The organism is Silvania hatchlandensis (assembly GCF_025564065.1).
In the GTDB taxonomy this organism is placed as follows: Bacteria; Pseudomonadota; Gammaproteobacteria; order Enterobacterales; family Enterobacteriaceae; genus Enterobacter; species Enterobacter hatchlandensis.
In genome coordinates this window covers 134,303-158,947 of record NZ_JAMGZK010000053.1, presented here as the reverse complement: position 1 = coordinate 158,947, position 24,645 = coordinate 134,303, and the positions used below count along the sequence as shown (strand labels likewise).

Genomic DNA, 24,645 nt, shown 5'->3' with positions numbered 1-24,645 from the left:
TAGCAGGGGCGAGATTATATAACAATTCAGTTGAATGGCTACTTTCTTATTCCACGAAGTGCCAGACCGCCTTGGGAACCTCACCGATGTTGAACAAACGCCCGCCAGAGACCAGCTCAGCGCGGCGGTGGTCGGCGGCACGGTACATGCTGATGATCTCCTGATGATCGCTCAGGGTATAGTTCAGATGGTCAAACAGCTTTTCCAGGCTTTCCAGCGAATTAATTTTGCGAAATTTTAATAAATAATCTTGCACGGTCATATTAATTATTTTCCCTATATAAAGTCAGTCATACCGAAGGGGTATTTCGTTTGAATAACAAACGGATCAAAAAAAGGTAAACAGCGGTACCTGCCCGTCGGCAAAATTAAGAATTTTCTTTACTGGTAAATCAGGCGTCGACTGACGCCTGCAGAAGGGTAACGCTGTTCATGACGGCTGGCAATACGCAACGGCCATCAGCTGTGGTTATTAGGGGGGGTATGCTGCATCACGCTGTTAACCGGCTCTGGCGGCTGATAGGTATCAATCTGGCTGGCGATACCCAGTAACACGACTGACACGCCCAGAACAATCCACCCTGCTAACTCAATAATTCGATTAATAATTGTCGTCATGATTCATTAATTAGATTTGTCCATAAATTCAGGTTGAGAATTTTACAGCGCACCCGTCCATGCAGCAAGCGGTTTGCGAGGCTGTTTTATTATTTTATTCAGCAAGTTATAAATGTTAATTAGAAATTACTGATTGCAAATAGTGTATTTCGCAGGGAAACCCCAGATTAAACTATTGTGACGTATGAAAAGATCGTGTGAAATAAGCGTGTAAAAAGATGAGAGGCAACTTCATGAGTGACAAAATCCGTGTTGGATTAATTGGTTATGGTTACGCGAGCAAAACGTTTCACGCGCCGCTGATTGCCGGTACGCCTGGGATGGTGCTGGCGGCAGTGTCCAGCAGCGACGCGACGAAAGTCCATGCGGACTGGCCGACGGTCCCGGTGGTCTCCGAGCCTAAGCATCTGTTCAACGATCCCGATATTGATTTGATTGTGATCCCAACGCCAAACGATACGCACTTCCCGCTGGCGAAAGCCGCCCTGGAAGCGGGTAAACACGTGGTCGTCGATAAGCCTTTCACCGTGACACTGTCACAAGCGCGCGAGCTGGATGCGCTGGCAAAAAGCCTCGGCAAACTGCTGTCCGTATTCCACAACCGTCGTTGGGACAGCGATTTTCTGACCGTCAAGGCGCTGATTGCCGATGGGTCACTCGGCGAAGTTGCTTTCTTTGAGTCTCATTTTGACCGTTTCCGTCCGCAGGTGCGTAACCGCTGGCGCGAGCAGGCAGGCCCCGGGAGCGGCATCTGGTACGATCTGGCTCCGCATCTTCTCGATCAGGCCGTCAATCTGTTTGGCCTGCCGGTCAGCCTGACCGTCGATCTGGCCCAGCTGCGTCCTGGCTCGCAGGCCACGGATTACTTCCATGCGGTACTGAGCTATCCGCAGCGTCGCGTCGTGCTGCACGGCACCATGCTGGCGGCGGCGGAGTCGGCGCGCTATATCGTTCACGGTACGCGCGGCAGCTATGTGAAATACGGTCTCGACCCACAGGAAGATCGTCTGAAAAATGGCGAGCGTTTGCCGCAGGAAGACTGGGGCTACGACATGCGTGACGGCGTCCTGACCCGCGTTGAGGGTGAAGAGCGAGTGGAAGAGAGCTGGCTGACGCTGCCGGGCAACTATCCGGCGTACTACGCGGGTATCCGCGATGCGCTGAACGGTGACGGTGAAAACCCGGTTCCGGCAAGTCAGGCGATTCAGATTATGGAGCTGATCGAGCTGGGTATTGAATCCGCCAAACATCGCTCGACGCTCTGTCTGGCGTAATGCAATCAGCCCGGTGCGATGCCGGGCTTTTTATTATCCCTGCGCAACCTTATCACGCAGCGCTTGTTTCTCAGCAGGCGTTAAAAAGGCCATCTCCAGACCGTTGATCTGCGCCTGGCGGATCTGCTCCCGGCTCAGCCCGGCCAGCGCCGCAGCCACCGTATATTCATGAATAATGTCCACGCCCTGAACCGCCGGATCGTCGGTGTTCAGCGAGGCCAGAACCCCATGCTCAAGGAAGATTTTCAGCGGATGCTGCGCCAGCGTGGCGACGGTGCTGGTCTGGATATTGGACGTCAGACAGGATTCAATCCCGATGCGCTGCTCCGCCAGAAAATCCATCAGGGCTCTGTCTTCCACCGCTTTTACCCCGTGACCAATACGCTCGGCGCCCAGCTCACGGATCGCCTGCCAGATGCTCTCCGGGCCTGCGGCCTCACCGGCATGCACGGTGACGTGCCAGCCTGCATCGCGCGCGCGGTTAAAGTGAGAGAGGAACAAACTGCCAGGGAAGCCCAGTTCATCACCCGCCAGATCGATGGCAGTGATCTGATCCCGGTGCGCCAACAGCGCTTCCAGCTCCTGCAGGCATGCTGCTTCGCCAAAGGTACGGCTCATGATGCCAATGAGACGTGCTTCAACGTCAAAGGCTTTGCAACCTTCGCGCACACCCGCAATCACCGCTTCAACGACACCCTCTACCGGCAACTGGTGGGTCATCGCCATATATCCCGGGGAGAAACGCAGCTCAACGTAGTGCAGGCCATTGCGGGCTGCGTCTTCGATGTTCTCATATGCCACGCGACGGCAGGCATCCAGCGAAGCCAGCATCTTCACGCCCCAGTCGAGCTTGCTCAGGAAGCTGACCAGATCGGGTTCGTTTTCGGTGACCTGGACGTGCGGGATTAAGCTTTCGAGCGTCCGGGCGGGCAGGGTCAAATTATATTGTTGCCCGAGGTCGAGAATGGTCTGGGCACGAATGTTGCCATCAAGATGGCGGTGAATGTCAGTTAACGGCAGGCGGGAATCAATCATGGTCGCACTCTTATAGTTAAAGTAGTGCGGCCCATTATAAAAATAAAACGAGGTAAAAAGCTATTTGCGCAAAGGAATATTCCGTTGCGCAAGCGTTTTAGCCCAGCGAGCGGATCCCGGCAATCAGCCGCTGCACCCCTTGCTCGAGCTTGCTGCGCGGGCATCCGGCATTGAGCCGCACAAAACCTGCGCCCTCCGCACCGTAAGTGTACCCCGGCATGATCGCCACTTTTTGCTGCTCGATCAGCACCTTCTGCAGGGCGTTGTCGTCAAGATTGAGCGGGCGCAGGTCTATCCACGCCAGGTAAGAGGCCTGCGGCGGCTGCCAGTTGAGCGCGGGAAACGCGGCGTTCAGCGTCTCAGCAACATAGCGTAAATTGGCCTCCAGATACTGACGCAGTGCATCCAGCCACGGCTCGCCCTGGCGGTAGGCGGCAATGTGGGCGACCAGCGCCAGCACCGAGGGCGACGACAGGCCATCCCGGTTTTTCAGTGCCTGCAGGTACGCACTCCGGCTGGGCTCATCGCTAATCAGACCATAGGCGCCGGTCAGGGCGGGAATGTTAAAGCTTTTGGAGCCGGAAGTGACCAGTGCCCAGTTGCCGCGCGCCACCGCGCTCCAGGGTATGTGCTGGTGCTCGCCCCACACCATATCCATATGAATTTCATCGCTGATGACCTTCACGTTGTGACGTTCGCACAGCGCGGCCATGGTGGTCAGCTCGTCGCGGGTCCAGACCTTGCCGGTCGGGTTTTGCGGGCTGCACAGCAGCAGAATGCGGTTTTGCGGCTGGGCCAGCACCGCTTCAAGCGCGTTCATATCGCACTGCCAGCCGGTAGCGTCTTTCTCCAGCGCCACGCCCACCACCCGGCGCTGATTGCCCTCGATGGCTTTGTAAAACGCGTCGTAGGCGGGAGTATGCACCACCACGCCGTCGCCCGGATTTGACCCCTGGCGGATCAGCTCAGAAACCATATAGATGACCGACGGGCCATACACTAATGCGTCGGTGTCAATCGCGCAGGCAAAACGCTGCTGGAACCAGTGGGCAACGGCCGCCAGAAACTCGTCGTTTTTCCAGCGGCTGTAGCCAAACACCCCATGATCGAGGCGCTGATGCAGGGCATCGGTAATGCAGGGGGCGGTGGCAAAATCCATATCGGAGATGGTGAACGGCAGCAGGTCGGATGCGCCGAAACGGTCGGCGACGTAATCCCACTGGGTGCACCAGGTGCCGTGACGATCCACGACGGTTGAAAACTCGAACATCTTTCTTGTCCTTTAAATAAACGCCCCCTTCAGCGAAGGGGGCGAGACGTCAGGCTTCTACGGTGCGCATCAGCGTGGCCAGTTCATCTTTCACCGACTGGACCTGCGGGCCAATCACCACCTGTAGATTGTGCTGGTTGAGCTGGACCACGCCGATGGCACGATTGGCTTTCAGCGCTGCGGTATCGACCTTCGACATCTCCTTCACCGACAGGCGCAGGCGGGTGATGCAGTTATCCAGCGTCGTGATATTATCCGCGCCGCCGAGGGCTGCCAGAATTGCCGGGGTGTTGTAACCCGATTTTCCGGTGACGCCCGCCACCGCCTGTTCCACGCTGGCCGCACTCTCGATATCACGGCCCGGCGTTTTGAGGTTAAAGCGGGTGATGGCGAAGCGGAAGATGGCGTAGTAGACCGCAAACCAGATCCCGGCCACCACCGGCACCAGATACCATTTGGTGGCCAGACCGTGCAGGATGCCGAACACCACAAAGTCGATCACGTTGCCGTCGGTATTCCCAATGGTGACGCCCAGCACCGCCATGGTGGTAAAGCCCAGACCGGTGAGCAGAGCATGGATCAGATACAGCACCGGGGCGACGAACAGGAACAGGAATTCGATCGGTTCTGTGGTACCGCCGACCACGCAGGCGATGACGCCGGAAATCAGCAGGCCTTTAATCTTATGCCGATTTTCAGGACGCGCGCAGTGGTACATCGCCAGCGCCGCACCCGGTAAGCCGCCGAGGAACGCCGGCATTTTACCCTGCGACAGGAAGCGGGTTGCGCTCTCCGAGAAGCCGTGGGTGGTCGGGCAGCTCAGCTGCGCCTGGAAAATGGTCAGCGCGCCGCTGACGTTATTGCCGCAGACGTCCATGGTGCCACCGGCTTCGGTAAAGCGGATCAGCGCCACCAGAATGTGCTGCAGGCCAAAAGGCAGCAGCAGGCGTTCGCCGGTACCAAAAATCATCGGGCCAAAATCACCGGCACTGTTGATGATATTGCCGATACCGGTAATGCCCATTGCGAAAATCGGCCACACCAGCGGGATCACCAGCCCGAACAGGCCCATCGCCACGGTGGTGATGATTGGCACAAAACGGGTGCCACCAAAGAAGGCCAGCGCGTCCGGCAGGCGGATATTGTGAAAACGTTCGTGCAGCATCCAGATGATGACGCCCGCGATCACTGCGCCCAGGATGCCGGTATCAATCGACTGGATCCCCAGCACACTCTGAATATTGTTGGCTTTCAGCACTGCCGCGTCGGTGGTGGGCAGAATGCCTTTCGCGGTCAGCCAGAAGTTGACCGCCAGGTTCATTACCGCGTAGCCAACGAAACCGGCAAATGCCGCGACGCCTTTGTTCTCGCGCGCCAGCCCCAGCGGGATAGCGATACAGAACATTACTGGCAGGAAGCTAAAAGCAAAAGAGCCGATTTTGCTCATCCAGACGAAAATCGCCTGCAGCACAGGGTTGCCCAGCATCGGGATCAGGGTAACGACATCGTTGCTGCTCAGGGAACTGCCGATCCCGAGCATGATCCCGCAGAAGGAGAGCAGCGCCACGGGCAGCATAAAGGTTTTACCCAACGACTGGAAAAACTCCCATAGCGATATTTTTTGTGCTGCTTTCGCCGTCATAAAACGACTCCTTGAATGTTAAAATAAGTTTACCTGCCTCAGTGCTGCGAGAAGATAAAACGTTTTATCAAAGTTTAGTGCGCGCTAAATCACATTCTCAGGCTTTGGCAGAGAGTATAAAGATAACGTATTGATAAAACGTTTTACCGATCTCATTATCAGGGAGTCACGCCGACACATGGCTGTAGCGAAAAAAATCACCATTAATGACGTCGCGCTGGCGGCTGGCGTGTCAGTCAGCACCGTTTCACTGGTGTTGAGCGGAAAAGGACGGATCTCCTCCGCCACCGGTCAGCGGGTCAATGACGCAGTTGAACAGCTGGGCTTTGTGCGCAATCGCCAGGCCTCGGCGCTGCGCGGTGGGCAAAGTGGGGTGATTGGTTTGATTGTGCGCGACCTGACCTCGCCGTTTTATGCCGAGCTCACCGCCGGCCTGACGGAGGCGCTGGAGGCCCAGGGGCGGATGGTGTTTTTACTCCACGGCGGGCGTGAAGCCGATCAGCTGCTCCAGCGTCTCGACATGCTACTGTCCCAGGGCGTCGACGGGGTGATCATTGCCGGGGCCTCCGGTCTGAGCAATGAACTGTGCGAGCGCGCCGCGCAAAAAGGCGTTCCTCTGGTGTTTGCCTCCCGTGCCAGCTATCTGGACGAGGCCGACACGCTGCGCCCGGATAATATGCAGGCCGCACAAATGCTGACCGAACATCTTATTCGTCGGGGTCATCAGCGCATCGCCTGGCTGGGGGGCAACAGCGCCTCCCTGACCCGTGCGGAGCGGGTGGGGGGCTATTGCGCCACGCTGCTGAAATACGGCCTTCCGTTCCACAGCGAATGGGTGGTCGAGTGCGACGCCAGTCAGAAAAAAGCCGCCGAAGCCATCGGGGCGCTGTTGCGCCACAACCCGACCATCAGCGCGGTGATCTGCTATAACGAGGCGATTGCGATGGGGGCGTGGTTTGGCCTGATGCGGGCCGGACGCCAGAGTGGGGAGGTCGGGGTGGATGCTTTCTTCGATCACCAGGTCGCGCTGGGGGCATTCGCCGATGTGCCGGAAAACGCGCTCGACGATCTGCCGATTGCCTGGATCACGACGCCCGCCCGCGAGATGGGATATACCCTGGCCGACCGCATCATGCAGCGGATTGAACGCAGCGATGTGGCGGCGGGGCATCAGATTGTCCCGGCAAGGCTGGTGGTAGGGCGTTAGCCTGAAGCAATAAAAAACCCCTCTAAGAGGGGTTTTGTTTTTTACTGCTGTGGCACAACCGGAACCGCAGGGTCTGCCGGGACGGCAGGTTCAGCCGGAACTGCCGGTTCTGGCATCCCCAGCGTAGGCACGCCAAACATCCCAACAAACTCTTCCAACGGCATTTTCTGCCCGTTGAGCGTCACCTGGCCGTTCGCGTACTGCAGGCTGGCGCCAATCACGTTGTCTTCCAGGGTGGTGATGCGGAACATCTGACCCATCGCCGCCAGGCCTTTCACCTGCTGGCTGGCCAGCTTGCCCGCGTCTTCGTCGTTATAGCCTTCGAGCTTCGCCACCTGGGTCATCAGCTCGGTCGCCATGTCCATCGGGATGGTCAGCTTGCTTTCGAGGGACTTCACGCTGCGATCCACTTCCTGGGACAGGGTCTGCGCTTCACCCGTGGCGGTGGCCGGATCCTTCAGGAACAGCGACAGGTTGAAGTTGGTCTCGCCTTTGCTGTTTTTCCAGCTCAACGGGGCGATGGTCACCACCGGTTCTCCCTTCAGCAGGATCGGCAGGTTGCCGAAGAAAGCATCCATCGCTTTCTGCTGGTACAGCGCTGGGTTATCGGTCATCAGCGCTTTGTCGGCCAGCAGCGCCTGGCTGTCGGCGCGGTATTTCTCGCTAAACTGGTGCCAGGCCTGCCCGTCGATATTGCCGACTTTCAGCGTCAGCTTGCCGTTGCCCAGATCCTGATTCTGCACTTTCAGGCTCTTGAGGGTGTAATCCAGCTGGCTGTTGATGCTTTTTCCATCCTGAGAAATTTCAGATTTACCGGTGAGATCCATCCCCTCCAGAACCGCCATCTCTTTGCCTTCAATGGCGATTGCCAGCTTATCCAGGATGATCTTCTGGTCGCCAATACGCTCGTCAAAACTGGTCAGGTGGCTGTCACCCTCGGCTTTCAGGTTGTTAAAGGTCAGCTGGACCTTTTGATTGTATTCGTTCACCGCGTTAACCAGACCGCTGGCCGCTTCACCTTTCAGGGAGAAGACATTGCCTTCGCGATCCGCATCCAGCTGGAAGTTACCGCCGCTGAAGGCCACTTTCTCGTCGCCGCTCTCGTAGTTCAGCGGTTTCAGGGCGATATCGGAGCGGGTGTCACCGGCATAGCTGATGCGGGTGTCCACCACGAACGGGGATTCATTCTTCGCCAGATCGTACAGCGGCTTCGCGGCTTCGTTGTTCACCAGGGTGGTTTTAACCGAGGCCATCGACGGGATCAGGTTGAAGGTTTTCAGCTGGGTCAACGGGAACGGGCCATGATCGACCTCTTCGTTCAGGATAATGCTCTCGCCCGGCTTCAGCCACGGGCTTTCGGTGCCGGCCAGCGGTTTAACCACCAGCTGCAGATGGCTGGAGAACACGCCGCGCTGATAGTCCTGATAGCTCAGTTCGAGCCCGGATTTTTTGATTTCGCTATTTGCCTGAGCCACCATCTCGGCCATGCGGGTTTCCAGCTGTTTCCCGGTAAACCAGGAAGCACCTGTCCAGACCACGCCTAACGCAACAATAATGCCTGCAGCTATAACCGATTTTTTCATCGTGATTATCCATAAAAATGAAACCGAGCGGTCAAAACCGCCCGGTAAGGTCATAAGGTTACCTATAGCTTAGCAATAATTGTTAAAACAATCAGTAGGTCACTACAGCTTATTGAATACCCTTGCCAGTCGTCCGACGCCGCTGACGCTAACCGGTGAGTCGTTGGCGGCGATAAAGGCGGACTCGCCAGGCTGCAGTACCAGCCGCTCGTCGCCCTTGCTCAGTACCGCTTCGCCGTCCACGCAGAACAGGATCGCGGCGCTCTGCTGGGCGATAACCGTTTCTGTGCTGCTCAGGGCATGCAGGGAAAAGGCAAAGTCATCTACCGGGATCGGGAAGTCCAGCTCAGCGCCGTTTTGTACCGGCTGGGTGAGCAGCTCCGCCGCCGGTTTGGCAACGAACTGCACGTTGGCGACCAGTTCCGGGATATCGATATACTTCGGCGTCAGCCCCGCGCGCAGAACGTTATCGGAGTTGGCCATCACCTCCAGCGCCACCCCTTTCAGGTAGGCGTGCGGCGTTTCGGCAAACAGGAACATCGCTTCGCCGGGGGCCAGTTTCACCACGTTCAGCAGCAGCGGAGAGAACAGGCCGCTGTCGTCCGGGTAAAATTCTGAAATCACGCGAATGGTCTGCCATGGCTCGCCCTGCTGGTTGTTCAGCGCGGCTTTCAGCACGCCCAGCGCGCGCGCTTTCTCGTCGCCCTGCATATTCAGCAGGCTGGCGAACAGGTGGCTCAGACGGCTGGCATCGGGTTTTTCGAGGAAGTGGGCAATCGCGCTGTGCGCCCCGGCAACCGGCTGCAGCAGGGAGACGATCTCAGAGAACTCGCGGAAGGCGTTCATCGCCAGGAACGGGGTCAGGGCGAACACCAGCTCAGGTTTATGATTCGGGTCTTTATAGTTACGCTCAGCGGCGTCCAGCGGAATACCGGCCGCGTTCTCTTTGGCAAAGCCTTCTTCCGAAGCATGTTTGTTGGGATGGACCTGGATAGAGAGGGGCTGATCGGCGCACAAGACCTTAAACAGGAACGGCAGTTCGCCAAAACGTTGGGCGACAGTACTACCTAACAGCGTCTCTTTATCGGCATCGATCACATCGCGCAGAGCGCGTATGCCGTGGGCATCTTCAATTTTTGAGCTGCTCTTCGGGTGCGCGCCCATCCACAACTCTGCCATCGGCAGGTTGTCCGGGTTGGCGATGCCGTAGAGATCCGTTAACGCAGTTTGACTTCCCCAGGCGTAGTTCTGCACTGAGTTGATGAGTTTTTGCATTATCAAGCCCTGTTTCAAATGTGGAATTAACTGCCCGTATTAAAGCAATAAACCGGGCGGAAGTAACCTCTGCGCGGAAAAAGTCGTACTAGTCTCAGTTTTTGTTAAAAAATTGTGTAGGATAGGCCAACTCGCTTTTAAGCAGGGCAACGGAAGATCTGCCTGAACCATAATCAGCAATGTCGTAAGTGAGAGATCAATGTCGAACAAACCCTTCCATTACCAGGATCCTTTCCCGCTGGCAAAGGATCAGACCGAATATTACCTGTTAACCCGCGACCACGTTTCCGTCTCTGAATTTGAGGGACAAGAGATCCTCAAAGTCGATCCGCAGGCGCTGACGCTGCTGGCGCAGCACGCTTTCCACGATGCCTCCTTTATGCTGCGCCCGGCGCATCAGCAGCAGGTGGCCGATATCCTCAGCGATCCGCAGGCCAGCGAAAACGACAAATACGTCGCGCTGCAGTTCCTGCGTAACTCCGATATCGCCGCTAAAGGCATTCTGCCGACCTGTCAGGACACCGGCACCGCCATCATTACCGGTAAAAAAGGCCAGCGCGTCTGGACCGGCGGCGGTGATGAAGCGGCCCTGGCCCACGGCGTGTACAACACCTATATCGAAGATAACCTGCGCTACTCGCAAAATGCGGCGCTGGATATGTACAAAGAGGTCAACACCGGCACCAACCTGCCGGCGCAGATTGACCTGTACAGCGTCGATGGCGACGAATACAAATTCCTGTGCATCGCCAAGGGCGGCGGTTCCGCCAATAAAACCTATCTCTATCAGGAAACCAAAGCGCTGCTCTCGCCGGGCAAGCTGAAAAACTACCTGGTCGAGAAGATGCGCACCCTCGGCACCGCAGCCTGCCCGCCGTACCACATCGCGTTTGTCATCGGGGGGACTTCGGCAGAAAGCACCCTGAAAACCGTCAAGCTGGCCTCCACCAAATACTACGATGACCTCCCGACCGAAGGGAATGAACACGGTCAGGCGTTCCGTGACGTTCAGCTCGAGCAGGAACTGCTGGTCGAAGCGCAGAACCTCGGTCTGGGCGCACAGTTTGGCGGCAAATATTTTGCCCACGACATCCGCGTGATCCGCCTGCCGCGTCACGGTGCCTCCTGCCCGGTGGGGATGGGCGTCTCCTGCTCGGCAGACCGCAACATCAAGGCCAAAATCAACCGCGACGGCGTCTGGATCGAAAAGCTGGAAAACAACCCAGGCAAATACATCCCGGAAGCGCTGCGTAAGGCGGGCGAGGGGGAAGCGGTCCACGTTAACCTGAACCGTCCAATGAGCGAGATCCTCGCGCAACTGTCTGCCTATCCGGTTTCCACCCGTCTGTCGCTGAACGGCACCATTATTGTCGGTCGCGATATCGCGCACGCTAAGTTGCAGGAGCGTCTGGATAACGGCGAAGGGCTGCCGCAGTACATTAAAGATCACCCGATCTACTACGCAGGCCCGGCAAAAACACCGGATGGCTATGCGTCCGGCTCGTTAGGCCCAACCACTGCAGGCCGTATGGACTCCTATGTCGATCAGCTGCAGGCCAACGGCGGCAGCATGATCATGCTGGCGAAGGGCAACCGCAGCCAACAGGTGACCGACGCCTGCCACAAACATGGCGGCTTCTATCTGGGCAGCATCGGCGGCCCGGCAGCAGTGCTGGCGCAGGGCAGTATCAAAAGCCTGGAGTGCGTGGAATACCCGGAGCTGGGGATGGAAGCTATCTGGAAAATCGAAGTTGAAGACTTCCCGGCGTTTATTCTGGTGGATGACAAAGGCAATGACTTCTTCAAGCAGATCCAGTCCTCCCAGTGTTCTGCCTGTGTAAAGTAAGTCTGTAGTTATGCCGGGCGGTGCGAATGCCGCCCGGTAAAAAAAGAGCGCACAAAGCGCCATACCGTTTTCCCGTTCTCATCAATACTTATTTCTTTGAGCTGTGAGCAACCCACTTCGTTGTTATCAAGGAGAAAGTAATGACCACCTCACGCAGTGAGAAAGACTCGATGGGTGCCATCGACGTCCCGCAGGACAAACTTTGGGGCGCGCAAACCCAGCGTTCGCTGGAACACTTCCGTATCTCCACTGAAAAAATGCCTGTCTCGCTTATCCAGGCGCTGGCGCTGACCAAACGCGCGGCCGCCAAAGTGAACCAGGATCTGGGCCTGCTGGCGGCGGAGAAAGCCACCGCAATTATTACCGCCGCTGATGAAGTGCTGGCGGGAAAACACCCTGATGAATTTCCCCTCGCCATCTGGCAAACCGGCTCCGGTACGCAGAGCAACATGAACATGAACGAAGTGCTGGCAAACCGGGGCAGCGAACTGCTCGGCGGAGTGCGCGGCATGGAACGCAAAATCCACCCCAACGATGACGTCAACAAAAGCCAAAGCTCCAATGACGTCTTCCCGACGGCGATGCACGTGGCGGCGCTGATTGCCCTGCGCGAGCAGTTGATCCCCCAATTGAATGTGCTGAAACAGACCCTCGACCAGAAGGCCCATGCCTTTGCCGATATCGTCAAAATTGGCCGTACCCATCTGCAGGACGCTACGCCGCTGACGCTGGGTCAGGAGATTTCTGGCTGGGTGGCGATGCTTGAACATAACCTGCGCCACATCGACCACAGCCTGCCGCATCTGGCGGAGCTGGCGCTGGGCGGTACCGCGGTCGGCACCGGGCTGAACACCCATCCCGAGTACGCGGTGCGCGTGGCTCAGGAGCTGGCGACCATCACCCAACAGCCGTTCGTGACCGCGCCCAACAAGTTTGAAGCACTGGCCACCTGCGATGCGCTGGTGCATGCCCACGGTGCGCTGAAAGGGCTGGGGGCGTCGTTGATGAAAATTGCTAACGATGTGCGCTGGCTGGCCTCCGGACCGCGCTGCGGCATCGGTGAAATCAGCATCCCGGAAAACGAGCCGGGCAGCTCGATAATGCCAGGTAAGGTGAATCCGACCCAGTGCGAAGCCATGACCATGCTGTGCTGTCAGGTGATGGGCAACGACGTGGCGGTGAACATGGGCGGCGCGTCAGGCAACTTCGAGCTCAACGTCTACCGTCCGATGGTCATCCATAATTTCCTGCAATCGGTGCGCCTGCTCGCCGACGGGATGGAGAGTTTTAACGCGCACTGCGCGATCGGCATTGAGCCTGAACGCGAGCGCATCAGCCAACTGTTAAACGAATCCTTAATGCTGGTGACTGCGCTCAATACCCATATCGGCTACGACAAGGCGGCAGAAATTGCCAAAAAGGCGCATAAAGAGGGGCTGACGCTAAAAGCCGCCGCCCTGGCTCTGGACTATCTCTCTGAGGCCGAATTCGACAGCTGGGTGCGCCCGGAGCAGATGGTCGGCAGCCAAAAATAGTCACTCCGCCACGTACAGGTGCAGCCGCTCAATGATGGGCCTGAGCGGCTGCGCCTGCGGTTTAAAACGGTGCTGGACATTCTCAGCATCGTAGTTCAGCAGTTCCCCAATATCCGGCAGCACCGCGCCCTGGTCGGTGTCATACAGCGCAATCAGCGGCGTGGGGCAGGCGTACTGAACCTGTTTTTGTTGCCCGGCATACCAGACCCGGGCAATGGGCTGCACCTTCACCGGACGTTTAATCTTCAGCCGCGCGTCAGCAGGCAGGGCGTGAATAGCGCTATATTCGGCCTCAAGCCGTTCCACCCACTGATCCCGCGACCAGGGCGCCACCGCGCGCGGCGCTTTCAGGCTTTTTTCCAGCATTTGCAGGACGTCTTCGCGGGTGAGGTTCTTAATAATGTGCTTATTGGCCCAGCCGAAGCGCAGGGTGGCTGGATGGTGAATGACGGTCAGCGTGCGGTAGGCATTGAGGGTGATAAGCCCCGGCAGTTGATGATGCACCCACTCAAAACGCGCCGCGGACGGCAAGCCTGACTCCTCGGTGACGATTTTTTCAAAGTCGGCTTTCAGCGCGTTTATGCTCGCGATTTGTGCCGAGAGCTGTTCCCGATGAGCGGCGTCGCTCTGCAGGCAAATCACCCCCGGCAGGCGCACGGCGGCCTTGCTGCTGCGGGTTTCAGACTGCTGGTGGATAAACAGATGGCGATAGTGCTGCAGCGCCATCCCCAGCGCTTCTTGCCCCAGGTGCTGCTTAACGGCAATGGTGTTGAGCGGATCGTGCTCGGCACCTTTCACCACATCCGGGAGTGAGAAGACGCGCCCCGCCAGCAGTCGACAGGTTTGCAGGTCGGCGGTCAATTGCGCCAGCTCGTGCTCCATCTGGCGAAAGGTGCTATTTAAACGTTCAATCAGATCATAAGTTGCCATCGCACACTACCTTAGTTACAACATACTGAAAAGATAGCATAGCACGCCCGGTCAGGCCAGCGTGCGCGTGGGGTCAGGCAGAGGTGAATGAAGGGTGCTGATGCCAGACGGGCCAGTTAAAGCAGAACCGTGCTCCGCCGAGGTCGCTCTCTTCGCAGCTGACGTCACCGCCCAACGCCTGAGCGATAGAGTGGACAATAGCCAGTCCCAGGCCGCAGCCGCCGGTCGAGCGGTCGCGGCTCGGGTCGAGACGCACAAAGGGTTCAAACACGCGCTGGCGGGCATCGGGAGCAATGCCGGGGCCATCATCTTCCACCCACAGGCTGGCGCGATTGCCGTTCAGGTGCAGGGAAATGCGCAGCTGGTGGTCGCTGTAGCGCAGGGCGTTATTGACCAGATTATCCACCGCGCGCTCCATCAGGCGCATATCCAGCGCACCGTAGTCACCACTCGTGCAGTTGACCTGAAGCGTGCGCTGCGGGTTGACGCTCTGCACGTCCTCCACATAGCTGTGTAGCCAGGCGGGAAGATCCTGGGTGCTGAGCTTTAACTCATTCTGCGGGCGGTCGAGACGGGCGTAGGTCAGCAGCTCCTCGATCAGCGCTTCGAGCTGGCTGATATCGCGGTTGAGCGCCTGCGACTCAGCAGGCGTCAGGTTTTCGCTCATCTCCAGCCGGTAGCGTAGCCGCACCAGCGGGGTGCGCAGCTCATGGGCGATACCGTCAATCAGCTGTTTCTTACTGGCAATCAGAGCGTTGATATTATCGGCCATCTGGTTAAAGGCCACGCCGAGACGCTCAAAGCTGGAGGCGCTGTCAAAATGAATCCGCTCTGTCAGATGCCCGTCACCAAAGCGTTGGGCGGCGGCCTCGAGACGGAGAATGTCCTGCCAGTGGGGGCGCATCCAGATAAACACCGGGAAGGCCAGCGAGATGGCGATAAAGGCCAACAGGGCGATATCCAGCAGGCGCATCTGATGCAGGAAATAGAGATAAGGTACCGGGCCCACCGCCAGCACATAGTTACTGCGCGGGATGCGCTGGATAAAGGTGTACTGTTCGTCAAGCGCCACAATGTCGCCGCCGCGAAGACGCTGCATCGTGGACGGATCCAGGACGTATTTCTTCAGCGGCTCGATGCGCAACTCAAACGACAGGTTCAGGTCCAGCTCTTTTAACGTGCGCGCCCAGTCGTGGGGTGGGATCTCCCGCAGTTCGCTGCGCATCAGATAGAGGGAACTCTTCATCAAATCATCCAGCGACTGGCGGCCCGCGCGCTCGGCAGTGAATTTATAGACCAGCCCGACCAGCATGGTCATCACCAGGAAGCAGACAAACAGCAGCAGGTAAAACTGCACAAACAGCTTTTTCATGACGGTACCCGGCTAAAGATTCAGATGTCCCAGGCGTGCGGGGCGAAGAGGTAGCCTTTGTTACGCACGGTTTTAATGCGAAAGGGTTCGGTCGCGCTGTCCAGCAGCTTCTTACGCAGGCGCGATATTGCCACATCCACGCTGCGATCCATCCCGTCATAGCTGACGCCGCGCAGGTTTTTTAGCAGCGCATCGCGGTCCATGATCTGCCCGGCGTGCGTTGCCAGCTCCCACAGCAAGTCGAAATCGGCGGTCGAGAGCGCCACCTGCTCCCCGGAGAGCAGGACCTGGCGATTCACCGGGTCGATAGACAAGGTGCCAAAGCGCAGCGCTTTATGCGGGGTTAATGTCGGGACCGGGTTGTCGCCGGTGGCCGCCACGTGCTGGCGCAGATGCAGGCGCAGGCGCGCCAGCAGGACCGCAGGTGGGGTGGTCTTCAGGATATAATCGTTGGCGCCCATCTCCAGTGACAGAATATGGTTCATGTCGCTGTCGAGGGAGGTCAGCAGCACAATTGGCCCGTTCCAGTGGGCGCGCAGATCCCGGCATAGCGTCATGCCGTCTTTGCCGGGCAGCATGATATCCAGCAGCACCAGGTCGGGTTTCTCCCGCGCCACCACGTCTTCCGCGCGGTCACCGCGCGGTTCGACGATGACATCCATATCATGCTTACCCAGATACGCAGCAATCAGCTGGCCGACTTCGGGTTCATCTTCAACATATACGATCTTGTTCATACGCCGTCTGATCTGCGAAAAAGGCCAACATACACCGCGCAACCTTAACGTTCCATTAATCATTCGCAAATTGTTGCGGTTCCGTTATGCTGCCGAACATTGTGGGTGTTTTTGAAAGGGAAAAGGAATGGGGTTGTTGATAAAAGCGGCAATCGGCGCGCTGGTGGTGGTATTGATCGGCGTTCTCGCCAAAACCAAAAATTACTATATTGCCGGACTCATTCCACTGTTCCCGACTTTCGCGCTGATCGCCCACTATATTGTCGCCTCAGAGCGCGGAATCGAGGCGCTGCGCACCACCATCGTGTTCGGCATGTGGTCAATCATTCCGTACTTTCTCTATCTGCTTTCGCTGTGGTACTTCACAGGATTTATGCGTCTGCCCCTGGCGCTGGGCGGGGCGGTGGTGTGCTGGAGCCTCAGCGCCTGGGGGTTAATTTTCTGCTGGAGCCGTTTTCACTAACGCAACGGCCGTCCGCCGTCGACGCCAAACGACCGTCCGGTGACATAGCAGCTGCTGAAAATATAGTCGATCAAATCAATCACCTCTTTTTCGCCAGGCGCGATTTTCATCAGCGATTTATTCAGTGCCTGCTGGCGATAGTCGGCATCGTCATGCTCGTTAAACAGAATTAACGACGGGGCGATGGCGTTCACCTTGACCTCCGGTGCCAGCTTGCGGGCAAACGAGCGAGTCATATTATCCAGCGCCGCTTTGCTGGCGGCATAGGCAATATGCTTGTCGCTGCCGCGCTCAACAACATAGTCGGTGAAATGGATAATGTCGCCGGCCGCATGGCCGTGGCCGCACAGCAACTCCGCCAGGGCATGGTTGAGTAAGTAGGGTGCATGAACGTGGATCTGCAGCATGCCGGCCAATGTGTCGCTGAGCGAGGTGTCCGCTTTTTCGGGCATCCACGCGCTGGCGTTATGAATAATGGCGCGCAGGCCCGGGGTTTCGTTTTTAACCTGCCCGGCAAACGCCAGGATCCCGTCGTCAGTAGAGAAATCGGCCTGAATACAGACTGCCCCCGCGTCACGCAGAGTAGCAATTGCCGGGTATTCCGTGCGATAGCTGACGATCACGGGCTGATGAAGATTCAGAAAGTGATGCGCGAGGGCGAGGCCGATTCGACGGCCTCCGCCGGTAATCAGAATTGGCAGCGGTTGTTTGTGTCCCATCGTGTACTCCTTATCCGTTCGCGACGGGACAGCGTGCTTATCCCATCAACATCCACGTTGCCGGTAATGCGGCAACCAGTAACAATCCAATCAGCGCCATTTCACGGCGCTTCAGCGCATGCTGCAGCTGGTGGGTGTGGCGGGCGTACATAAACACCAGCAACCCCGGAGCATAAAGCACGACCGACAGCAGCAGATGCAGCGGCCCGGAAGCATACAGCAGCCATAATCCGTAAATACACGCTCCCATTCCTACCACAGTGTGCATCGGGCGGGTGGCAATTTTTAACAAATAAGCGCCCACCAGGAAATAGGGTACCAGAATCATCTCAGAGGCGATGGTTAACAAGGTGTTATAGTCTGAACCTGTGAGCCAGATCAGCACCAGACAAATCTGCACACTGATGTTGGTTAACCACAGCGACGCTGACGGCGCGTTGTTCTTGTTCTGCCGGGCAAACAGTCGCGGGAACGCTTTGTGCGTCGCGGCGAGGAACGGCACTTCCGCCGCCATAATCGTCCAGCTCAGGTAGGCCCCGCAGACGGACACGATCAGCCCGGCGGCGATCACCACCTCACCCCAGGACCCCATCATTTTGACCATCAGGCCCGCCATCGACGGGTTACGCATCTCGGCAAGCTCAGGACGTGCCACCACGCCCAGCGACAGCAGGGTGACCAGCAGATAGACGCCCAGCGCCGCCAGGACCGCCAGCAGCGTGGCGCGTCCCACGTCGTGTTTATTACGCGCGCGGGCCGACACCACCACAGCGCCTTCAACCCCGATAAACACCCACAGGGTGATCAGCATCGTGTTTTTGACCTGCTCCCAGACTGGGACGCCCAGCGCCACGCCGGAGAAATCCAGGCTAAACACATCAAGACGAAAGGCGATAAATGCCAGCACGATAAACAGCCCCAGCGGGACCAGCTTCGCCAGCGTGGCGACCAGGTTGATCCCCGCAGCGGTCTGCACACCGCGCAGCACAAGGGCGTGAACAAACCATAGCAAAAAGGACGATCCGACGATCGATTGCCAGGTGTTGCCATCGCCAAACAGGCGCAGTTCCGGCGTATCGGTAAAGAAACTCAGGGCAGAGAAGACAATCACCAGATAAGAGACGTTGGCAATGACCGCGCACAGCCAGTAACCCCATGCGGAACAGAAGCCAATCAGTTCGCCAAAGCCTTCGCGGGCGTAGGTGAAAATCCCGCCGTCGAGGTCAGGGCGAATACGTGTCAGCAGCAGCATGGCGAAGGCCAGCAGCAGAATCCCCACGCCGGTAATCGCCCAGCCAATCAGCAGCGCTGAGGGGCTGGCAATGGCGGCCATATTCTGCGGCAGACTGAATACCCCCGCACCGAGCATCGAGCTTAAAACCAGCGCAGTTAAAGCGCTCAGGCCAAGTTTCTTTTCCATTGGCTTCCTGTTAAGAAAGAATCAGATCCAGCATAATTATTTCGCCGAAGCGCATAAAAATGGTGAATAACACTAAGGCGCGGGATTTTACGGAGTGTGATGAAGGCATGCAATGAGGAAGGGCTGAATTAGCGGGAAAAATCAAAAAAAAGGCGGCATTGCGCCGCCCTTGTGAAACAGTTTACTTATTTGTACAGATCGGCACTGATGGTCATGTTATTGCCACGTTCCTGCCACTGGCGGGTGATGTGGTAATACTTGGCCCCTTTCTTCGCTGCACGCTTCGCCACCTGGTGGGAGACTTCGGTCATGTTGGCGTAGTTGCCGGTAAACTTGATGCTGTCAAACGGCACCATCTGCGCAGCCGTGGCGTTATTCAGCTCTTCAATTTTGGTGCCATCGGCCAGCGTTACGCTGTAACGACCGCCTTTGGTGGTTTGAGTTTCGAAGAAGCGGCCCACGCCAGCAGCGGAGGCGCCTGGCGCCGCGCTGGTGGCTACGCCTGGGATTTCAACTTTCTTCGCTTCTTCGCCGCCTTTGGCGATCGCCGCACGGCCCGCATCGGAGTCGGCAGGGATCACATCCGGGCTCTGCACCACGCGTTTTTTGGCGTCTGCTTTATACAGGTACGCGGTAATACGCTGGTTGCCGCCCTGGTTGGCATCGATCTGACGAACGATGTAGAAGGAGTCCGCATCTTTGGCCTTCGCGGCTTTAGTGATAGCGTCGTTCACTTCCGGCTGGCTGCGGTAAAAACCCTGAATGGTGACGGTGTCGTACGGCTCAAGCAGAACGGCCTGGTCTTTTGGCAGCTCCATCACGCCATTAATGACGCGGTTTTTCTGCACGTCGGCTTTCTCGGCATTGTCTTTATACAGTGCCACGATCACACGCTGGTTGCCGCTGTTGCCATAATCAGCTGAGTCGACAACGTAAAATGAGGCAGCACCTTCTTTATCGGCGCGTTTTGATGCGGCATCAACCGCGTCGCCAATGGCGTTAAAACGGCCAACGATGGCGACACGATCGTAGGGTTTCAACGCTGACGCTTGCTCCGGCGTTAACTCTGTCGCTGCACTGGCGGACAGGGCGGTCGCAGCAAGGAGTGCGGACGCCAGGAGAGTGTTCTTAAGCTTCATAAAAATAATCCTTCGCCTTACGCAAACCAGGTACTGGTGGAGTTGTTAGTTTTAAAACGTGGCCGATTATGGCATTTAACACCCGCTGCTGTCTGCGGCATTTTTTGCTGCATATGCGGAGTAAGCAGCCAATTTGTATAACATTTAGTGATATGTTGAAAAAACACGCGTTTGACCAGAAAAACTAATAAAGCATATGACTTTCACAAGTTAATTTAATGTTAATAAGTTGTTCTGCGCTGGCGCTATATCGTGTTTTTGCCGCTTCGTCTAAGCTAAATATCGGCTCTGGCGGTGAAATAAAGGGAAATATGCCTGTCAGAGACGCCGATCGCTTATTTTTGACAGATAAATGCAGAAATAGTGTTTTCTTGCGGTGGATCACAAGCGTCATTTTCAGTAGGTTATAGAAAGTTTGTTACTGTTTTATTTTCTGCGGATATGCGTTAGTCACGGGTTAACACTTCTGACCGTTGTCGTATAACCGTAATGAATGTTCGACAAACCATCATCAAAAACCGATGGAAGGGATTACTATGCGTATTGGGGTACCAAGAGAACGGTTTGCCAATGAAACCCGCGTAGCGGCAACACCGAAAACGGTGGAGCAACTGCTGAAACTGGGTTTTACCGTCGCGGTTGAAAGCGGCGCGGGCAAGCTGGCAAGCTTCGATGACGAAGCGTTTATTCAGGCTGGCGCCGAAATTGTAGACGGCGATAACGTCTGGCATTCGGACATTATTCTGAAGGTGAACGCACCGGAAGAGAGCGAAATTTCACTGCTGAATCCGGGCACCACGCTGGTGAGCTTTATCTGGCCGGCGCAAAACCCGGCGCTGATGGAGAAGCTGGCGGCGCGTGGCGTCACCGTGATGGCAATGGATTCCGTGCCGCGTATTTCGCGCGCGCAGTCGCTCGATGCCCTGAGCTCGATGGCCAACATCGCAGGCTACCGTGCCATCGTTGAAGCCGCCCACGAGTTTGGCCGCTTCTTTACCGGGCAGATCACCGCTGCGGGCAAAGTGCCACCGGCCAAGGTGATGGTCATCGGCGCTGGCGTTGCCGGTCTTGCGGCCATCGGGGCGGCAAACAGCCTGGGCGCTATCGTCCGTGCCTTTGACACCCGCCCGGAAGTAAAAGAACAGGTGCAGAGTATGGGCGCCGAGTTCCTCGAGCTGGATTTCAAAGAAGAGGCTGGCAGCGGCGACGGCTACGCGAAAGTGATGTCTGAGGCGTTTATCAAAGCCGAAATGGCGCTGTTCGCCGCCCAGGCGAAAGAGGTGGACATTATTGTCACCACGGCGCTGATCCCAGGTAAACCGGCACCGAAGCTGATTACCCGTGAAATGGTCGATTCAATGAAGGCTGGCAGCGTGATCGTCGACCTGGCCTCGCAAAACGGCGGCAACTGCGAATACACCGTTCCGGGCGTGGTCACCACCACGGCCAACGGCGTAAAAGTGATCGGTTATACTGACCTGCCAGGCCGTCTGCCTACCCAGTCGTCCCAGCTCTACGGCACCAACCTCGTCAATCTGCTGAAGCTGCTCTGCAAAGAGAAAGACGGCAACGTTAACGTTGATTTTGACGACGTGGTCGTGCGCGGCGTAACGGTTGTGCGTGACGGTGAAATCACCTGGCCTGCGCCGCCGATTCAGGTTTCTGCGCAGCCGCAGGCGGCCGCTAAAGCGGCACCGATCGCCAAAGAGCCGGCAAAACCGGCGTCGCCGTGGCGCAAATTTGCGTTTATGGCCCTCGCTATCATTCTGTTCGGCTGGCTGGCTGACGTCGCACCGAAAGAGTTCCTCGGTCACTTCACCGTGTTCGCGCTCTCCTGCGTGGTGGGTTACTACGTGGTGTGGAACGTCTCCCATGCGCTGCACACCCCGCTGATGTCGGTCACCAACGCCATCTCCGGGATCATCGTGGTCGGGGCGTTGCTGCAGATTGGTCACGGCGGCTGGGTCAGCTTCCTCAGCTTTATCGCGGTACTTATTGCCAGTATCAATATCTTCGGTGGCTTCACCGTGACTCAGCGTATGCTGAAAATGTTTCGTAAGGGATAAGGGGTAACTTATGTCTGGAGGATTAGTTACAGCTGCATACATTGTTGCCGCGATCCTGTTTATTTTCAGCCTGGCGGGCCTTTCAAAGCACGAAACGTCGCAGCAGGGTAACAACTTTGGTATCGCCGGGATGGCGATTGCGCTGATGGCCACGATTTTCGGGCCGGATACCGGCAACGTTGCGTGGATCCTGGTGGCGATGATCATCGGCGGCGCAATTGGTATTCGCCTGGCGAAGCGTGTCGAGATGACCGAAATGCCGGAGCTGGTGGCGATTCTGCACAGCTTTGTCGGCCTGGCGGCGGTACTGGTTGGCTTTAATAGCTACCTGTATCACGAAGCGGGGATGGAGCCGATTCTGGTCAATATCCATCTGACGGAAGTGTTCCTCGGCATCTTTATCGGTGCGGTGACCTTCACCGGTTCAATCGTTGCTTTCGGTAAGCTGCGCGGGAAGATCTCCTCTAAGCCGCTGATGCTGCCGAACCGTCATAAGCTGAACCTGGCGGCGCTGGTGGTCTCGTTTGTGCTGATGGTGGTGTTTGTTCGTACTGAGAGTGTCGGCATGCAGGTGCTGGTGCTGCTGGTGATGACCCTTATCGCGCTGGCCTTCGGCTGGCACCTGGTGGCGTCGATCGGTGGGGCAGACATGCCAGTGGTGGTATCGATGCTGAACTCCTACTCCGGTTGGGCAGCGGCGGCGGCGGGCTTTATGCTGAGCAACGATCTGCTGATTGTGACCGGTGCGCTGGTCGGTTCGTCAGGTGCGATCCTTTCCTACATCATGTGTAAAGCGATGAACCGTTCGTTCTTCAGCGTGATAGCCGGTGGTTTTGGTACCGATGGACAGACTTCCAACGGTGACGACGAGGTGGGTGAGCATCGCGAAATCAACGCCGAAGACACCGCAGATATGCTGAAAAACTCGCACACGGTCATCATCACCCCGGGCTACGGCATGGCGGTGGCGCAGGCTCAGTATCCGGTGGCCGAAATCACCGAGCGACTGCGCGCGCGCGGCATTAAGGTTCGCTTTGGTATTCACCCGGTTGCCGGACGTCTGCCAGGCCACATGAACGTACTGCTGGCGGAAGCTAAAGTACCGTACGACATCGTGCTGGAAATGGACGAAATCAATGACGACTTCACCGACACCGATACGGTGCTGGTGATTGGCGCTAACGACACCGTCAATCCGGCAGCGCAGGACGATCCAAACAGCCCAATCGCCGGTATGCCGGTTCTGGAAGTATGGAAGGCGCAGAACGTTATCGTCTTTAAACGCTCGATGAACACCGGTTACGCAGGTGTACAAAACCCGCTGTTCTTCAAAGAGAATACCCATATGCTGTTTGGCGATGCCAAAGCCAGCGTGGATGCGATTCTCAAAGCGCTGTAAGGTGCGTTAGCGCCATCCGGCATAAAAAAACCGCCGTTTCCGGCGGTTTTTTTTCATCCTGAGGATTAATCGTCGTCGTCATCGTCCAGTTCAATCGGGGTCTGATACTGATCCGGTTTGATAACCAGCAGGTCACAGCGCAGATGGTCGATCACCTGTTCGGCGGTATTCCCGAGGAATGCCGCCGAAAGCCCGGTACGGCCTATCGTCCCCAGCACCACAATCCCGGCCTGCAGATGCTCGGCTAAATCCGGGATCACCTCTTCAGGCAGGCCTTTCTCAACGTGGGTCAGCTTCTCATCAATAGAAAATTTCTGCCGCAGCGCTTTCATGGCAATTAAATGCTGGCCGCGGATCGCGTCGTTATAGACGCTGGGGTCAAATTCTGGCAGTTCGATAGCAATATTAATCGGGGTAATCGGGTAGGCACCTACCAGGTGGACTTCGGTATGGTTGACCTGCTCGGCAAGATGAATCGTCTCTTTGACCAGCTTTTCGTTCAGAGCGTTGTGGTAGTTCTCTTCACTGGCGAGATTAACCGCCACCACCGCTTTACCGCCTTCAGGCCACGGCTGGTCTTTCACCATCCACACCGGGCACGGACATTTGCGCAGCAAATGCCAGTCGGTTGGGGTAAAGATCACCGCTTCCAGCTTGTCGTGCTGGTGGGCCATCTTCAGCAGCAGATCGTGTTCACCGCTCACCACTTCCTGGATGATGGCTTCAAAAGGCCGGTTGTGCCACACCACTTTGATATCAATGGGCACGCCTGCATCGAGATAGAATTTTGCCTGCTCGCGGATCCACGCGGTACGCTGGGTGATCACGCCCTGACGCATCGAGGTGCGTTCGTCTGGCGACAGAAGGGTCGTCATTTCGTAAGAGAAATCATAGATCGGCAAAAACGCCTTAATCTTGCCGCCAATCCGTTGGTGTAAATAGACAGCTCGTCGTAACGCCGGTTGATCGTCCTGATTAGGATCGATGGCCACCAGCATGTTTTGATACTTTGCCATACAGGTCTCCTTACTACTGTCACCACAGTCTGTAATTAAAAGAGTAACCTATATATCTTGAATGAAACAGGGGGGATGTTTTGCCAGATCAATAAATGC

At 56.9% G+C, this 24,645-nt stretch carries 21 protein-coding genes; 7 read left to right on the top strand and 14 right to left on the bottom strand.

Annotation, left to right across the window (positions count from 1 at the left end):
• Positions 1-46: 46 nt before the first annotated feature.
• Both ydgT and blr read right to left on the bottom strand, forming a co-directional pair.
• Positions 47-262, bottom strand: coding sequence for a transcription modulator YdgT (ydgT, locus tag M8014_RS17910; RefSeq protein ID WP_271269851.1), 216 nt, complete (start codon positions 260-262; stop codon positions 47-49).
• Between the two features lie 197 nt (positions 263-459).
• Positions 460-618, bottom strand: a complete 159-nt coding sequence (gene blr / locus M8014_RS17905) for a division septum protein Blr (RefSeq protein ID WP_271283739.1) — start codon at positions 616-618, stop codon at positions 460-462.
• 233 nt (positions 619-851) lie between these two features.
• On the opposite strand from blr, the gene M8014_RS17900 reads away from it, so the two are divergent.
• The gene (locus tag M8014_RS17900; protein WP_271283738.1) at positions 852-1,892 is read left to right on the top strand and encodes an oxidoreductase; all 1,041 of its coding nucleotides are present in this window, start codon (positions 852-854) and stop codon (positions 1,890-1,892) included.
• Positions 1,893-1,925: 33 nt separating this feature from the next.
• On the opposite strand, the gene add is transcribed toward M8014_RS17900, so the two are convergent.
• From add to malX, 3 genes are all read right to left on the bottom strand, one after another.
• Positions 1,926-2,927: an adenosine deaminase gene (gene add, locus M8014_RS17895; RefSeq protein ID WP_271283737.1), complete on the bottom strand. Its 1,002-nt coding sequence runs from the start codon at positions 2,925-2,927 to the stop codon at positions 1,926-1,928.
• Positions 2,928-3,024: 97 nt separating this feature from the next.
• Positions 3,025-4,197, bottom strand: a complete 1,173-nt coding sequence (locus M8014_RS17890) for a MalY/PatB family protein (protein WP_271283736.1) — start codon at positions 4,195-4,197, stop codon at positions 3,025-3,027.
• A 49-nt stretch (positions 4,198-4,246) separates the two neighbouring features.
• Positions 4,247-5,839 carry a maltose/glucose-specific PTS transporter subunit IIBC gene (malX, locus tag M8014_RS17885; RefSeq protein ID WP_271283735.1) on the bottom strand — a complete coding sequence of 531 codons (1,593 nt, stop codon included), beginning with the start codon at positions 5,837-5,839 and terminating at the stop codon, positions 4,247-4,249.
• A 178-nt stretch (positions 5,840-6,017) separates the two neighbouring features.
• On the opposite strand from malX, the gene M8014_RS17880 reads away from it, so the two are divergent.
• A complete protein-coding gene (locus M8014_RS17880; protein ID WP_271283734.1) occupies positions 6,018-7,046 on the top strand; it encodes a Mal regulon transcriptional regulator MalI in 1,029 nt (342 codons plus the stop codon).
• A gap of 41 nt (positions 7,047-7,087) precedes the next feature.
• Here the strand turns inward: M8014_RS17880 and M8014_RS17875 are convergent, their stop codons facing one another.
• A complete protein-coding gene (locus M8014_RS17875) occupies positions 7,088-8,629 on the bottom strand; it encodes a YdgA family protein (RefSeq protein ID WP_271283733.1) in 1,542 nt (513 codons plus the stop codon).
• 102 nt (positions 8,630-8,731) lie between these two features.
• Entirely contained in the window at positions 8,732-9,904 is a 1,173-nt protein-coding gene (gene manA, locus M8014_RS17870) for a mannose-6-phosphate isomerase (protein WP_271283732.1), read from the bottom strand.
• Between the two features lie 199 nt (positions 9,905-10,103).
• On the opposite strand from manA, the gene fumA reads away from it, so the two are divergent.
• Together fumA and fumC are read left to right on the top strand one after the other, a co-directional pair.
• The gene (fumA, locus tag M8014_RS17865; RefSeq protein ID WP_271283731.1) at positions 10,104-11,750 is read left to right on the top strand and encodes a class I fumarate hydratase FumA; all 1,647 of its coding nucleotides are present in this window, start codon (positions 10,104-10,106) and stop codon (positions 11,748-11,750) included.
• A 140-nt stretch (positions 11,751-11,890) separates the two neighbouring features.
• On the top strand, positions 11,891-13,285 hold the full coding sequence (fumC, locus tag M8014_RS17860) for a class II fumarate hydratase (RefSeq protein WP_271283730.1): 1,395 nt from the start codon (positions 11,891-11,893) through the stop codon (positions 13,283-13,285).
• Here fumC and tus read toward each other — a convergent pair whose 3' ends face one another.
• The 3 genes from tus to rstA form a co-directional block, all read right to left on the bottom strand.
• Entirely contained in the window at positions 13,286-14,215 is a 930-nt protein-coding gene (gene tus / locus M8014_RS17855; RefSeq protein WP_271283729.1) for a DNA replication terminus site-binding protein, read from the bottom strand.
• Between the two features lie 73 nt (positions 14,216-14,288).
• Positions 14,289-15,587: a two-component system sensor histidine kinase RstB gene (rstB, locus tag M8014_RS17850; RefSeq protein ID WP_271283728.1), complete on the bottom strand. Its 1,299-nt coding sequence runs from the start codon at positions 15,585-15,587 to the stop codon at positions 14,289-14,291.
• A 20-nt stretch (positions 15,588-15,607) separates the two neighbouring features.
• Entirely contained in the window at positions 15,608-16,324 is a 717-nt protein-coding gene (rstA, locus tag M8014_RS17845; RefSeq protein ID WP_271283727.1) for a two-component system response regulator RstA, read from the bottom strand.
• Between the two features lie 127 nt (positions 16,325-16,451).
• On the opposite strand from rstA, the gene M8014_RS17840 reads away from it, so the two are divergent.
• Positions 16,452-16,787, top strand: a complete 336-nt coding sequence (locus M8014_RS17840) for a GlpM family protein (protein ID WP_271283726.1) — start codon at positions 16,452-16,454, stop codon at positions 16,785-16,787.
• Here M8014_RS17840 and folM read toward each other — a convergent pair.
• The 3 genes from folM to ydgH all read right to left on the bottom strand — a co-directional run bounded on the left by folM (position 16,784) and on the right by ydgH (position 20,065).
• Positions 16,784-17,506 (bottom strand): dihydromonapterin reductase, encoded by a 723-nt coding sequence (gene folM, locus M8014_RS17835; protein ID WP_271283725.1) that lies wholly within the window; start codon positions 17,504-17,506, stop codon positions 16,784-16,786. The genes M8014_RS17840 and folM overlap by 4 nt on opposite strands.
• A gap of 37 nt (positions 17,507-17,543) precedes the next feature.
• The gene (locus M8014_RS17830; RefSeq protein ID WP_271283724.1) at positions 17,544-18,926 is read right to left on the bottom strand and encodes an amino acid permease; all 1,383 of its coding nucleotides are present in this window, start codon (positions 18,924-18,926) and stop codon (positions 17,544-17,546) included.
• Positions 18,927-19,111: 185 nt separating this feature from the next.
• Entirely contained in the window at positions 19,112-20,065 is a 954-nt protein-coding gene (gene ydgH / locus M8014_RS17825) for a DUF1471 family protein YdgH (protein ID WP_271283723.1), read from the bottom strand.
• Positions 20,066-20,601: 536 nt separating this feature from the next.
• Here ydgH and pntA point away from each other — a divergent pair.
• Both pntA and pntB read left to right on the top strand, forming a co-directional pair.
• A complete protein-coding gene (pntA, locus tag M8014_RS17820; protein WP_271283722.1) occupies positions 20,602-22,131 on the top strand; it encodes a Re/Si-specific NAD(P)(+) transhydrogenase subunit alpha in 1,530 nt (509 codons plus the stop codon).
• Between the two features lie 10 nt (positions 22,132-22,141).
• Positions 22,142-23,530, top strand: coding sequence for a Re/Si-specific NAD(P)(+) transhydrogenase subunit beta (pntB, locus tag M8014_RS17815; protein WP_271283721.1), 1,389 nt, complete (start codon positions 22,142-22,144; stop codon positions 23,528-23,530).
• A gap of 65 nt (positions 23,531-23,595) precedes the next feature.
• Here the strand turns inward: pntB and uspE are convergent, their stop codons facing one another.
• Positions 23,596-24,546, bottom strand: coding sequence for a universal stress protein UspE (gene uspE, locus M8014_RS17810; protein WP_271283720.1), 951 nt, complete (start codon positions 24,544-24,546; stop codon positions 23,596-23,598).
• Positions 24,547-24,645: the final 99 nt, after the last annotated feature.